At 42.2% G+C, this 13,721-nt stretch carries 11 protein-coding genes; 6 read left to right on the forward strand and 5 right to left on the reverse strand.

Annotated features, from left to right (window positions below; translation table 11 throughout):
- Positions 1-24: 24 nt before the first annotated feature.
- From gcvT to K1X76_00250, 5 genes are all read left to right on the forward strand, one after another.
- Entirely contained in the window at positions 25-1,107 is a 1,083-nt protein-coding gene (gene gcvT / locus K1X76_00230) for a glycine cleavage system aminomethyltransferase GcvT (GenBank protein ID MBX7147483.1), read from the forward strand.
- 5 nt (positions 1,108-1,112) lie between these two features.
- Entirely contained in the window at positions 1,113-1,499 is a 387-nt protein-coding gene (gcvH, locus tag K1X76_00235; GenBank protein MBX7147484.1) for a glycine cleavage system protein GcvH, read from the forward strand.
- A 1-nt stretch (position 1,500) separates the two neighbouring features.
- Entirely contained in the window at positions 1,501-4,380 is a 2,880-nt protein-coding gene (gene gcvP / locus K1X76_00240; protein ID MBX7147485.1) for an aminomethyl-transferring glycine dehydrogenase, read from the forward strand.
- A 125-nt stretch (positions 4,381-4,505) separates the two neighbouring features.
- The gene (locus K1X76_00245) at positions 4,506-5,315 is read left to right on the forward strand and encodes a hypothetical protein (GenBank protein ID MBX7147486.1); all 810 of its coding nucleotides are present in this window, start codon (positions 4,506-4,508) and stop codon (positions 5,313-5,315) included.
- A gap of 609 nt (positions 5,316-5,924) precedes the next feature.
- Positions 5,925-6,404, forward strand: coding sequence for a phosphatase PAP2 family protein (locus K1X76_00250; GenBank protein MBX7147487.1), 480 nt, complete (start codon positions 5,925-5,927; stop codon positions 6,402-6,404).
- Here the strand turns inward: K1X76_00250 and K1X76_00255 are convergent.
- Both K1X76_00255 and K1X76_00260 read right to left on the reverse strand, forming a co-directional pair.
- Positions 6,401-7,540 (reverse strand): glycoside hydrolase family 5 protein, encoded by a 1,140-nt coding sequence (locus K1X76_00255; protein ID MBX7147488.1) that lies wholly within the window; start codon positions 7,538-7,540, stop codon positions 6,401-6,403. The genes K1X76_00250 and K1X76_00255 overlap by 4 nt on opposite strands.
- A gap of 102 nt (positions 7,541-7,642) precedes the next feature.
- The gene (locus K1X76_00260) at positions 7,643-7,975 is read right to left on the reverse strand and encodes a hypothetical protein (protein ID MBX7147489.1); all 333 of its coding nucleotides are present in this window, start codon (positions 7,973-7,975) and stop codon (positions 7,643-7,645) included.
- Between the two features lie 31 nt (positions 7,976-8,006).
- On the opposite strand from K1X76_00260, the gene K1X76_00265 reads away from it, so the two are divergent.
- Positions 8,007-8,795: a TIGR02757 family protein gene (locus K1X76_00265; protein MBX7147490.1), complete on the forward strand. Its 789-nt coding sequence runs from the start codon at positions 8,007-8,009 to the stop codon at positions 8,793-8,795.
- A 4-nt stretch (positions 8,796-8,799) separates the two neighbouring features.
- Here the strand turns inward: K1X76_00265 and K1X76_00270 are convergent, their stop codons facing one another.
- The 3 genes from K1X76_00270 to K1X76_00280 all read right to left on the reverse strand — a co-directional run bounded on the left by K1X76_00270 (position 8,800) and on the right by K1X76_00280 (position 13,671).
- A complete protein-coding gene (locus tag K1X76_00270; GenBank protein MBX7147491.1) occupies positions 8,800-9,366 on the reverse strand; it encodes a CoA pyrophosphatase in 567 nt (188 codons plus the stop codon).
- A gap of 13 nt (positions 9,367-9,379) precedes the next feature.
- Positions 9,380-11,020 carry a transglycosylase SLT domain-containing protein gene (locus K1X76_00275; protein MBX7147492.1) on the reverse strand — a complete coding sequence of 547 codons (1,641 nt, stop codon included), beginning with the start codon at positions 11,018-11,020 and terminating at the stop codon, positions 9,380-9,382.
- A 161-nt stretch (positions 11,021-11,181) separates the two neighbouring features.
- A complete protein-coding gene (locus K1X76_00280) occupies positions 11,182-13,671 on the reverse strand; it encodes a hypothetical protein (protein ID MBX7147493.1) in 2,490 nt (829 codons plus the stop codon).
- Positions 13,672-13,721 lie beyond the last annotated feature (50 nt).

Genomic DNA, 13,721 nt, shown 5'->3' on the forward strand with positions numbered 1-13,721 from the left:
AAAAAATCTTGCTAGTCGCAATGTGTGCTTAAAAAAACTCCGCTCAATGAAATTCATAAATCGTTAGGTGCCCGCATGGTAGAGTTTGGCGGCTGGGAAATGCCTGTTCAATACACGGGTGTAATTGATGAACACAATGCCGTTCGCAATGCCGTTGGCCTATTTGATATCAGCCACATGGGCGAGATTATTGTTGAGGGCGAACTCGCCAAAGATTTCATCAATTACATCACCACCAATAAAATCGATAAAATTAAAGACGGAGGCTGCCAATATGCCGCCGTATGTAACCCAGATGGCGGCTGCGTGGATGATGTGATTAGCTACCAGTACAACCCTCAGAAATATCTGGTAGTGGTGAACGCCTCTAACACCGATAAAGATTTTGCCTGGTTTACTGAAAACAACATGCATGGGGTTTCTATTGCCAACGTCAGCCCCCAATATTGCCAATTAGCCCTCCAGGGCCCAAAAGCAGAGGCAACACTCCAGCCATTAATCCGCTTTCCTCTGGGCGATCTCAAATATTACACTTTTTGCGAAACCGAAATGAAAGGCATCCCCATCATCCTCTCGCGCACGGGCTACACCGGCGAAGATGGATTTGAAATTTACGGGGCATCAAACCGAGCCGTGGATTTATGGAACATGCTGATGAAAGCGGGCGAAGCCCATGGTATTAAGCCTATCGGTTTGGCGGCCCGCGACACCTTAAGATTGGAACCTTCTTACTCGCTTTATGGCCACGAAATTACCGATACTGTTAATCCATTAGAAGCAAGGCTTGGATGGGTAGTAGCACTTGACAAACCCGACTTTATTGGCAAAGACTCACTTGAAAAAATAAAGCAAAGCGGGGTAAAACGCACCATTATCGGTTTGGAAATGATCGATAAAGCAGTTCCCCGCCAAGGTTACGAAATTGAAAATGCGAGTGGCAAAATAGGGGTGGTAACGAGTGGCACTTTTTCTCCCACACTCGAAAAATCGATCGCCATGGCATTGATTGATAAAAAAGCTGCCGATCATGATGAATTTTTTGTAGTGGTGCGCGGTAAAAAAATGAAAGCTAAAAAAATATCTCTGCCTTTTTATAAAAGAAAGTAGGTTTTATGGAATTTCCAGGTGATTTAAAATACTCCAAAGAACATGAATGGATCCGCATTGAAGGTAAAGTGGCCACTATTGGCATCACCGACTTTGCCCAAGATCAATTGGGAGATGTCGTGATGGTAGAATTTCCTAACGAAGGTGCCATCCTTACCAAAGACGAAACCTTTGGTGTGGTGGAATCGGTAAAATCTGTGAGCGATGTGTTTGCTCCCATTTCGGGCAAAGTGTTAGAAACCAACGAACCCTTAGCCGACAGCCCGGGCATTATTAACGAAGATTGTTATAACGAAGGTTGGATCATTAAAATGGAAATTACGGATCCTAAGCAAGTAGACGAATTATTAACAGTGGACCAATACAAGGCTTACTTGGCCGAACAAGGCTAATATGGACTCTCACGAATCTTTTGCACGCCGGCATTTGGGATTAAACGAACGTGAAACCCAAATTATGCTGGCCTATTTGGGCTATAAAAATATCGACTCTTTTATAGACGCTGTAGTTCCCGCCAATATTCGTCTTAAAAAAGAACTCAATTTGGGACCCGGCGTTTCGGAGCGCGAAGCACTTATTGAACTCAAAGAACTTTCCCGTAAAAACAAGGTTTTTAAAAATTACATTGGCATGGGTTATGCCGATTGCATGACACCCTCGGTAATTTTACGCAATATCATGGAAGATCCGGGTTGGTACACACAGTACACTCCCTATCAATCCGAAATTTCTCAGGGGCGCCTGGAAGCGCTTCTCAACTTTCAAACGCTCATTTGCGATTTGACTAAAATGGATATTGCCAATGCGTCACTTTTAGACGAAGCCACCGCCACCGCCGAAGCCATGAGCATGTGCTTTAATTTAAAGGAAAATGACTCCAATCTGTTTTTTGTATCCGATAAATGCCATCCGCAAAATATTGCCGTTGTACAAACACGCGCTAAACCTTTGGGAATTAACGTAGTGGTTGGCGATTATAAAAAATTTGATTTTTCGCAAAAAGTATTTGGCGTTTTACTCCAATATCCCGACACTACCGGCAGCATTGAAAGTTACGGCGATTTTATTACCAAAGTAAAAGCTCAAGGAGGCCTCTCGGTTGTTTCGGCCGATTTAATGAGTTTAGTGCTTATTACCCCTCCGGGTGAATTTGGCGCCGATATTGTGGTGGGATGTGCGCAACGTTTTGGTGTGCCCTTAGGCTACGGCGGCCCTCATGCCGCTTATATGGCTACACGGGATGATTTTAAACGCAAACTCCCTGGCCGTTTGGTGGGTGTATCTAAAGATGCCCAGGGAAATCCGGCTATTCGTCTTACCTTGCAGACGCGTGAACAGCACATTCGACGTGACAAGGCCACCAGCAACATTTGTACTGCCCAAGTTTTACTTGCCGTAATGGCTTCTATGTATGCCGTGTATCATGGGCCAGAGGGATTAAAGGCCATTGCCACAAAAATTAACTTTATGGCCCGCCTGTTAAAAGAAGGGCTTCTTGGTTTGGGTTTAAAAGTAGCCGACAATGCTTTTTTTGACACGCTCACCGTTAATTTAGATAGTGATACCGCCCAAAAAATTATTAATTTGGCCCGCAACCGTGAAATGAATTTCCGTAATTTTGAAAACGGTGCCATTGGGCTTGCGGTAGATGAAACCACCAGTGAAAAAGACGTAGAAAAAGTACTTACTGTTTTTCAGAATGTATTGGAAAAAAACTCACCGCAAAAATTATCAATAGCTGTAAAGCCAGAAGGGTTAAAACCTTCTTTTTCTAAAAACTTTGCTCGCACCAGTACCTTCTTAACGCACCCTTCTTTTAATACTTATCATAGCGAAACCGAAATGCTGCGTTATATGAACCGCTTAAAAGCAAAAGATTTATCGCTCACTACCTCCATGATTCCTCTTGGTTCGTGCACCATGAAACTCAATGCCACAACCGAGATGATGCCGGTTACCTGGAATGGTTTTTCCAAACTCCATCCCTTTGTACCCGTTGAACAAGCCCCCGGTTATACCGAAATGAACACGCAGCTAGAAGCATGGCTGAGTGAAATTACAGGTTTTGCAGCAACTTCGTTACAACCTAATGCCGGCAGCCAGGGTGAATATGCCGGACTTTTGGTCATTGCGGCTTATCACGAAGCACGCGGTGAAGCGCATCGTAATGTATGCCTTATTCCTCAATCGGCTCATGGTACTAACCCTGCAACAGCAGCAATGGCGGGCATGGAGGTTGTGGTGGTGAAGTGCGATAAAAATGGAAACGTGGATATCAGCGATTTACAAGCTAAAGCCAAAGAACATTCTAAAAACTTGGCTGCACTCATGATTACTTATCCGTCTACACACGGTGTGTTTGAAGAAGAAATTAAAGAAATTTGTGCCATTATCCATCAACAAGGTGGCCAGGTATATATGGATGGCGCCAATATGAATGCTCAGGTAGGACTTACTCGTCCTGGCGATTTTGGAGCGGATGTTTGCCATCTTAATTTGCACAAAACCTTTTGCATCCCGCACGGGGGTGGTGGCCCAGGAATTGGCCCTATTTGTGTAGCGGAGCACTTAAAAGAATTTTTGCCCAATAATCCGGTAGTACCTATGGGCGGCAAACAATCGGTGGGCGCGGTTTCGGCAGCCCCCTGGGGTTCAGCCAGCATTTTACCCATTCCCTACACCTATATCCGCATGATGGGCTTTAGCGGCCTTAAGCAAGCCACTCAGGTGGCTATTTTAAATGCCAACTACATGGCCAAAAAACTTTCTCCTCATTATCCTGTTCTTTATAAAGGCAAAAGCGGTTTGGTTGCGCACGAATGTATTATTGATTTACGCCCGTTAAAAACAACATCGGGTGTTGAAGTGGAAGATGTAGCAAAAAGACTGATGGATTATGGTTTTCATGCTCCCACGGTTTCCTTTCCTGTGCCCGGAACCTTGATGGTGGAACCAACAGAAAGCGAAAGCTTGGCCGAACTCGATCGTTTTTGCGAGGCCATGATTCTCATTAAAAAAGAAATTGATGATATTGCTAGTGGCAAAATGGATAAGCAAAATAACCCGCTTAAAAACGCCCCGCATACAGCTACAGTTGTAACCGCTACCTCTTGGGATAAACCCTATAGCCGCGAACAAGCCGCCTACCCCGCGCCTTGGTTACGCGACCATAAATACTGGCCTCCCGTCTCCCGCGTGGACAATGTATATGGGGATCGCAATGTGTTTTGCAGCTGTATCCCTGTGCAAGATGCTGAAATTACGCAGAGTTAGGCTGTTTTTTCAAAAAAATCACATTTTAAAAAAAATCCCTCAAGTTTAAGCACTTTCTGCCGTACAGCGTAAATGAGGGATGTTTTAGTCGGCAAAAGCTGCCGCCCCTCGCAGAAAGGGTTTTTATGATTTCGGGGATCAAAAGCGGCAATAATTATGCACTTAATGCCTTACACCGCACCAATAAAAAACAGCAGGATAATTTTAACCAGCTTTCTACCGGTAAACGCGTCACCAAAGGCGCCGATGATCCGTTGGCCTTAACCAAAATAGGCAAACTGGTTTCGGACTATAAAGGGTTAGAAACATCCCTCGCGCAAACTTCCAGCGCCCAAGATACAGTAAACATTGCTTCCGGTGGGCTTTCGTCGGTTCTTGAAAATTTACAAAACTTGCGTACGGTTGCGCTACAAGCAGCCGACGACAATGCCAGCAGCAGCGATAGACGTGCTTTTGAAACTTATAAAGCCGAAACTTTAAATCAAATTAACGCCACGGCGGGTAGCGTGAATAATGGTTCACAAAATTTATTAGATGGAACCTATAACAATAGAAATATTCAGGTAGGTCCTAATGCCGGCGAAACAGTTAATATTGATATAGAAGCAGCCAATACATCGGCTCTGCATTTAACCGATCTCGATTTTTCATCGGCCAGCGGAGCCCAGTCTGCCATCGAATCTATCGATCAGGCTATTGGAAACGTTTTGTCTTCAATGAGTGATTTAGGTTCTAAAAGCAATAGATTGGACGCCGCGTACGAAAGTAACCAATCTAAAAAAGAATCTATTGCCTCGGCCAAAAGTGAAATTGAAGATTTAGATTACGCTAAAGCGCTTACCGACGCCAAGGCACTCGATTTTCAAAAACGAGCCGTGATTAGTTTACTCAGCACGCTCAATAGTTCGGCCAGCACCTTAAGCAAGCTGGTTTGATAATATGAAAAAATCTCGTCTTTATAGCGACGAGAAAATATCAGATGCAAGGCGCCTGAGGAGACCCGACTGAGGCGTATCGTGAATACGCCGCAGGGAGTGGTCGACGAAGGCAACGCGGCCACGAAGTGGTCCCCTTGGGACAGATGATGTTTTATCGTCGCTATAAAGTCTTAATCCCGTGTTCCTCCTCGGAACACTTTATTACCCTAACGCAAGCCCCCCGGATGGTCCGGGGGGCTTGTAATTTCTTGCACCTTCTTGACGCTTTTATTATGAGTACCCCAACACACTGGGGGCTCTATGAAAAAAATTCTCGTTTTCCTTCTTATTTGCCTAACACCATTTCAATTGGCCTTGGCTACACAAAAAAATTTTCAAAAAAAAGCCGATCAGGAATGGCTCAACCGTTCACAAAAATCGGAAAATTGGCTTTTTAAAACACTTCCCCGGCATGTGGCCGGTGATTTAAAAAATACATTTATTAACCCTTATCACGCCGCCATTATAGCAGCAGGCATTGGTATTACTTTGGGTATTCACGAGCTAGATCCACAAATAAAAAACAAATTTAAAAATAAACCACTGGGCAAAAAATTTGATGATGTGATGGGTACTGCCTTTAACCCCTATGTGATGTTGGGCACCACTATAGGCGCATTTGGTTTTTCTAAAATTATTAAAAATCCCAAAGCAGCCCAGTTTACGGGCACCATGCTTGAAGCCATGCTTGTAACCGATGCAGCCACACTGGGTTTAAAACTGGCTACTCGTCGTGGGCGACCCGACGGCAATGGAAACGATTCATTTCCATCGGCTCATACCTCCACTCTTTTTGCTATGGCTTCGGTCACTCAAAAATTTTACGGTTTTAAAGCTGGCATTCCAGCCTATGCTTTGGCGTCGGTAGTGGGAATATCGCGCCTGGATGCCAACCGGCATGCGGCATCCGATGTACTGGCCGGAGCTTTATTGGGAGGACTTTTGGGCTGGGGAACAGCCCAATTTCATCAAAAAGAATTTTCAAAAAATATGATATTGCCTGTAAGCAATAATCATCCTGGAATTTCACTCATCCATCAGTTTTAAAGGACTTTGCAATGATTGATCAGGCGTTTTAGGTTATTTAGCTTATCGGTATTTACACTAATCCAATCATCTTTTAAAATTCCGCCTGTATCACCCGAATTGGGATTTAAACTCCAATAAAAAAAACTGCACATGTCTTTTTCTATAAAATAATCAATGAGTGCCTTTTGCCAGGTTTGGTCGAGCCCCTGATATTTGCCACCAAACTCACCGGGTATAACGGGCTTTGTTTGAGACAATTGCCCAAAATGCTTGGTCCAAATGGCAGGCATGTTTTGAGGGAAATTAGGTGCAGAAAAATAAGATTGAAAAAAAACATCAGGCCCATAAACATGCGGGCTGTACACTGTTTTAGAAGCCGGGAGCGTGGGCGTATAACAATTAAAAGGTTCCAAATTACCACCCCACCAATGCCCAACACTATTATCGGAACAGGCGGGATTGTTTTCGATACCTTCTATAAAAATAAGCAAATTGGGATTGGTATTAAGAATAGCTGTGCCGGCCTTGGAAGCCGCTTTCATCCAGTCTGTATTATTGCCGGTTCCAATAGTAGCCACACCATGCGGTTCATTTTTAAGATCAATTCCCATAAAATAAGGCAAATTTTTAAAATGCTCGGCCACAAAAGTAAGGTCGTTTATCCAGTCTTGTTCGGAATAGGTGGCATCGTACCACAACTCGGTAATAGCACCTCCGCAACTAAATTTATGAAAATCAAAAAGGATATAAATTTTTTGCCGGTTAAACTCGGCCGCAATTTTATCCATTACCTCTAAACTATCCAAATTTTTAAGATCGGTATTAATACCCGATGTATTAATATTAGGATTACTCTGCCCATCCAAAGTACCCGGGCAAAACGGCAACCGTACCGAGTTAAAACCCAGGCTTTTAATCTGGGCAATCATGTCTTTATAATCGCGCTGCCATAAACCATGCGGGGCATAACTTTGTTCTTCCATCCCAAACCAGTTAATACCGTAAAAAATTATTTTTTGAGTGCCTAAAAAAACCTGGTTATCAACTACAGTGTAACCAGCAGTAGCATCAAATTGAGGCGAGGGACTGGTAGGAGTGCCAGTTGACGAATCATCATCGTCGACTACCGGATCTTTACTAGTATCTTCTGGCAAATTAAACGTGTTTTTTCCGCATGACACAAAAAGAAAAAAACATAACAGTATTAAAATATTTTTAGTACACATGATAAAAATAGCGCTGCTATTATGCAGGCACTAACGCATCCCCAGCATTTCCCAGGATGTGACTTTCCATCCCAAGGGAGGGGTTGTTTTGGCAGTGAGTAAAACCCGGGCTAAAGTGCCGGATTTGAAAGTTAATACAGCATCGATATCGGCTACGTGCAAACTTTGTTCGCGTACATCGTTAATTTCAATTTTATCGATAGGATCTTTGGCAAAAAGAGAGGTTTTATACTTTTTTCCATACCGTTCAAAATGATGCTGAGTAAGCGAATGAGCCGATTTGGTGGATGGCACACGACCCCCACAAGCAGTGAGGGTTAAAAAAAGGATTGCGGCCAGGCCTGTTTTAAACAAAAGTTTCATCTCCATGCCAAATACGATCAAAAATAGGCCTTTGTCAAAGAGAAAGATAGAGGCCAAAAATCACCTTTTTGAAGAATTAGAGGAACTATACACCCGCTTTAACCGCTTTGAGCTTATTAAACCCGATCCTTTACAATACGTATGGGACTACAGTGCCAAAGAAGATCAGGAGGTGGTGGGGCTTCTGATGTCGAGTTTAGCTTATGGGAACGTAAAGCAAATTTTAACCAGCGGCCAAAAACTGCTTAAACCATTAGGCAAAAGCCCTGCTCATTTTATTAAAGAGGCCTCCGAGCCTGAAATTTATGCCCTAACCAAAAACTTTAAACACCGCTGGCACACAGGCCATGATTTAAGTGGTTTGATCATTGGTATTAAAAACTGCCAACATCAATACGGTTTTCTTGAAAATATTTTTTTAAAAGAATTAAAAAATGAACATGCACATGTACTACCAGCCTTAAGCGGATTTGTTAAAACAATAGTAGAAAATGCACCGGCATTTAGAAAAAACTTACTGCCCTTCCCCAATTTAAAAAGCGCCTGCAAGCGCCTGATGATGTATTTACGCTGGATGGTAAGAAAAGACGCTGTAGACCCAGGGCCATGGAATCAAGTTCCTGCATCGTTACTTTTAATGCCTCTCGACACTCACAGCTTTAGATTTTGCCGATTTAAAAAAATGACCAAACTAAATCAGGCCAATATGCAAAGTGTTTTAGATATTACAGAAGCGTTTAAACAAATAAATCCGGCAGATCCAGTTAAATACGATTTTGCTATTTCACGTTTAGGAATTAGAAGAAAACTGCTAAATTAAAAAACTACAAACTTTTCCAGGCTTCTAACAAATCTACCAAAATACGCCCGGTGGCCCCCCAAATGCGATGTTCTCCATAGGTAAAAACAGGATCGTGGTACTCGCTGCCAAAATAATTTCTTTTTTCTAAAACAAAATTTTGGGGGTTTAATACATGCGATACCGGAACAGTAAAAATTTGGGCAATTTCGGTAGGATTCGTATTCCACTCATACGCTTCGTCAATCCAGCCCACAAAAGGATGAATAATAAAATTAGTAGGAGTTACCACCTGACTTAATTCACCCACATAGTGCACTTTTTGAGGAGGCAGGCCAATTTCTTCGTATGTTTCACGCAGTGCTGTTTGCCACAACGTGTTGTCGCTTGCATCTTTAACACCACCCGGAAAACAAATTTGACCCTTATGATGCTCTACTTCTTCCGAACGTTTGGTAAGCACAATATGTGGTTCTACCGGATGCGCCATACACAACACCATAACAGCCGATTCTACAGGTGTTTTTTCTAGCTTTAAATTAAGAGGCTTACGGTTTTGCGACTTTAAAATTTGTGACAAACGTTCATTCATAAAATACTCATAATCATTGTAATACGGTTTCGTCAACCCCCTCACGTGCCATATCGGCCGCCTGCGGCAGCTCTACCAAGGCCCCTTGAGCAAGCTTTTCACCGGGCAAATAAGGGTTCATACTTTCCAAAACCGTTAGCGACATTTTTAAATCTTTGGCTATTTTTTCAAGTGTTTCGCCTTTTTGGGCCAAATAAAAGCGCCCCTGATTTTTAGTTTTGTCCATTTCATCGGCACGGCTGGCAAATAGCTTGCCCAAATCGTGAGGCACTTTTACCAAATATCCACCCGGCAAATTAACTTCACCGGCCAACACTTCGGGTGCAAGCGCCGGATTTAATTTTTGCATCACTTCGTTATCTACGGCAAGCGAGCTTGATAGTTCATACAAATTGACGGGCGTTTGGGTTAAAAATAAATCGTATTTAATGGAAGGTAAAATGCGTATTTTACCAAAATAGCGATCACGGTTTTCGTACACATGGAGGGCTGCCAAAAATTCGGGATAATAGTTGCGTGAATAAAATTTGTAGCCTGGCCCATTATAAAAACGATTAATCACACCAATATCGGTTGTTTTAAGCGTTTTCATTGCATCCATGATGCGACCAGGGCCTGTATTGTAGGCATTAATAGCAAGTGGCCATGCTCCTAAAAGATCGTAATCATTTTTTAAATGGCTGGCCGCCGCATAGGTAGCCAAAATAGGATCGAGACGTTCGTCTATATACTCGTCCATTTTTAAATAACGTTCACCCGATTCAGGGATAAATTGCCAGAGCCCTGCTGCTTGTGCGCTCGATACAGCATCTACATCAAAAGCCGATTCTACAAATGGGAGCCGTGTAATTTCAACCGGAATACCTTTCATGGCAAAAATATTTTCCATTTCTTTCATGTATTGTCCCGATGAGGTAATAGCCTGACGAAAACGATGCGAAAAACCACCTTGAATACGAATAGAATCCATCCCCAGCGATTCATCTAATTTGGGAGCGCCTGGGCGTGAAAAAAGAGACACAATACGACTTTCTTCATCGTTAAGAGCTTCCTTCTTGGATAATTTTTCTTTGAGGCTAATCAGCATTTTCTGAATGCGCTTTAATTCGTCGTTCAGATATTGGTTTTTGAGCGTTTTTAAATCGGCGTTCATTGTACCGTCTTCGGAAGGCAACACATCACTTAAATCGAGCGAGCTGTATACAATACCCACATCGTCACGGTTGTGAAACACAAACTGATTTTTTCCGTACACGCCAAAAATTTGAATCCAAAATCCCACCATTTCACGCAAGGCCTGAGGGACCTGAAAGTTTCCGGTAATACTCGAGGGCGCTTCTTCCCAGGCTTCGTCATAATCGTTACCAAAACGTTCCAGAAAACGCTGACGAGCCGCCAAATAATCATCAACACCGCTTGGGCTTTCGGGATCTTCACCACTGGCTTTGATTTGAATAGCATCGGTTGTAAACGGAAATAAAATGAGCGGTTCTTGTGTTGCTTCTTCTACCACCGTATGCGGAGTGACTTGATTTAAAGCCAGGTTTTTAGGAAAGTGGAGGTCTTTTTGATAAGGCGCAAAAAAGCCTAAGAAAAACAAGCTGATAATGAGGCTTAGGCTAAAATAGAGATACTGCAACTTCGTGTGAGGCATAGCGGAGTTATTCTAGTGTTTGTTTGGCTTAATTTCAATGAGTATAAAGGGGAATAAATACAGAGCTATCACGTGACATGATACAGAAAAAATATAGCAGGGGGCAAAGCCCCCTGCTTTTCGTTCCTCCCGAAGAGGTCTAGTTTCCGAGAGAAAAAGTTTTAATCATACCAATGGTATCTAATGTCGTTATATTCCTCCATCGTATAACAGGTTACGTTATCGGGCATGGTATCAACAGCCAGCACCTTACCTTCAAAACTATTGATATCCACCACGCATTGGTAATCGGCCACAATTAAATCATATTGTGCCTTCATGGTTGCTTGGTCTGTTTCTACCCATTTGCCGTTGTCCACATGCCAGCCTCTAAATTGAAGTTTTATATCGGCATATTCACCACAATCATCCCGTGTGGCATAAAGGCCGGGCACTTCCGACACCAAGAAAAAACCATTTCCAGCAAAATAAAGCTCTTCTCCGTAGCAAACATGAGTAGTGGCCGTCGGTACACTCATTTCATCTAACGGCGTGCTGGCAAAAACATCATCTGGTGTGGTGATGGCCATTTTATAGGAATCGTTGACTGTTGTTTTTCTAACCCAATACTCATTCACTACCGCCTCATAAACAGTGTTAGGTAAATGAATGTCTAATAGAGCATGGCTTTGCCAGGTATCGGTTTTGTAAAAAATGTTGATGAGATAGTTTGAAAAACTCATGGCCACATTTTCGTCAAAACTTAAAGCACGTTCAGCGCTTGTGTTAAGCTCAAAAGTAGCCACGTCATTAATTTGATTTCCATCCACATCAGCAATTTGCAGACGATCTTTATAAGAATATCCCAAGCCATCTACAAAGCCCGAACTTGTAAAAGGAAGAATAATTCTCTTCAGCGATTCATCAACCCGAACCACCTGGTCATCATTATCGGCCAAAGAACTATAATTTTGATAATCGGTGCCTAACAATAAGGCATCTTGTTCGGCGCCCGTTAAATCAAATAAATTTACTGTTCCCATGCTCTGACGGCTTTCTGCTGCACCATAAAAGGTAGTGCCAAAAGCAAGCAATTGATTATCCAAAACAAACATTTGAGACAAATCTCCCGCCAATGCAATATCACTATCCAAAACAGGAATTGCAGGGTTTGTTAAATTAACCGCATGGAGAGTGCTCAAATCCATGACATCATAATAGTTAGAATTATCGGTGGTATTGACAAAAAGTTTTTCCGGCGAAAACTGAGAAGCCGAAATTCTTTCAGCATCTGTACCAATACCCTCCAAAACATTGGTTTCAATTACAGAATTGCCCTGCAATGAAAATGTGTTTAATTCATTTTCGGTAGATAACGCATAAAAGAATCCCTCGTTAAAATAGAGGCGGCTTAAATCATCAACATGGCCTTTAATTTCAACCGGGTTTTGTGTGATGTTAATTTTATTAGTACTAACAGTTGAAAGAGTATCATCCAAACGAATAAAATTATCGTTTTCAAAACGGTAGATGGTAAAACGAGTGGATAAATCATCCCTATAAATGGGGTAGTCGTCTGTTTTTGTAATTGTCTGTGTACACACTTGATACGTAACATCTTCACATTCGGTCCCTTTATTGACATAGATATAACGACTTAAACTAGGACCTTTAGATTGCAGACATTCTAACAAACTCCCACGGCACGAAACTGTAGATCCCTGCGCTACATAATCTGGATTAGGTACTTTTTCCCACTCGATATGACACACTTCTTTTGTAACCTGTCTATAAGCAGTACATTCTTGATAAGTACGCTTTTCGTAATGGTCTAATACCATTTCATTATGAGAGCGGCTTACCACTAAATAACGATCACTGGCACTTACAAAATTATTGTAGCGTGTCCACGACGAAACCACATCGGCATCATCTTTTTCTTCCTCATAAAGAAAATCATCATGCGATGTTTCTAAAAGTTTATCGTTTGTTGCTATAATGGTGAGTGAATAATTTTTAGGTTCTTGATAATACCAGTATGGTATAGGCTCCGGATCTTCATCCGAAAAAGTTTGTGTATAAACGGCCAGTGTATGATTAAACAAGCGGGCATCTACAATAAATTTGTTCTCTAAAAACACACCGCTGTCATAAATCAAATTGCCATTTTCAATAGTGTACTTAAGAACGCCGCCACTTTTACCATCCAAACTGTTGGTAAAAACAAGAATGGCATTATCTTTTAAAATAAAATTTTTAGGAGATCCCGGTAAAGTTACGGCACAACTGATTTTGCTGGCCACAGGATTAGCGCTATTAACATCCGCCATAAATAAACCAAGGGGCCTGGATAAATACAAAGCATGATTTTGTTCTTGAGCTACAAGATCGGGGCGAAGAATCTCAACTGATGCAGGGCTTAATGCCACATCTTCTACTAGGTCCCAGCCTTCAAATCCCGATAACACACGGGGATTGGTATCGTCTTCAGCAACTGGTATTTGATAAGGTTTAGAAAACCCACCTAATTCATCCGAAATAGTTTTAAAGCTATCGCTATTTGGAAACTCACAGCGAGACGATACGAGCGGATCAAACGAGAGATATTGACGCATTTCATCGGTTGATAAGCTGGTTACAGATGCGTTTAAAACAGAGAGACTATCTGGCATTTCCCCTTTTGGTTTAATTACAAGCTTATTATCTTTAGTTTCTGTACTGC

This window comes from bacterium (genome assembly GCA_019695305.1).
Classification (GTDB): domain Bacteria; phylum UBA10199; class UBA10199; order UBA10199; family JAIBAG01; genus JAIBAG01.

Coding starts and splice junctions, on each gene's coding strand:
- gcvH (MBX7147484.1), top strand. CDS start 1,113: ATGGAATTTCCAGGTGATTTAAAATACTCCAAAGAACATGAATGGATC.
- K1X76_00270 (MBX7147491.1), bottom strand. CDS start 9,366: ATGAATGAACGTTTGTCACAAATTTTAAAGTCGCAAAACCGTAAGCCT.
- gcvP (MBX7147485.1), top strand. CDS start 1,501: ATGGACTCTCACGAATCTTTTGCACGCCGGCATTTGGGATTAAACGAA.
- K1X76_00260 (MBX7147489.1), bottom strand. CDS start 7,975: ATGAAACTTTTGTTTAAAACAGGCCTGGCCGCAATCCTTTTTTTAACC.
- K1X76_00280 (MBX7147493.1), bottom strand. CDS start 13,671: ATGCCAGATAGTCTCTCTGTTTTAAACGCATCTGTAACCAGCTTATCA.
- K1X76_00275 (MBX7147492.1), bottom strand. CDS start 11,020: ATGCCTCACACGAAGTTGCAGTATCTCTATTTTAGCCTAAGCCTCATT.
- K1X76_00250 (MBX7147487.1), top strand. CDS start 5,925: ATGGGTACTGCCTTTAACCCCTATGTGATGTTGGGCACCACTATAGGC.
- K1X76_00245 (MBX7147486.1), top strand. CDS start 4,506: ATGATTTCGGGGATCAAAAGCGGCAATAATTATGCACTTAATGCCTTA.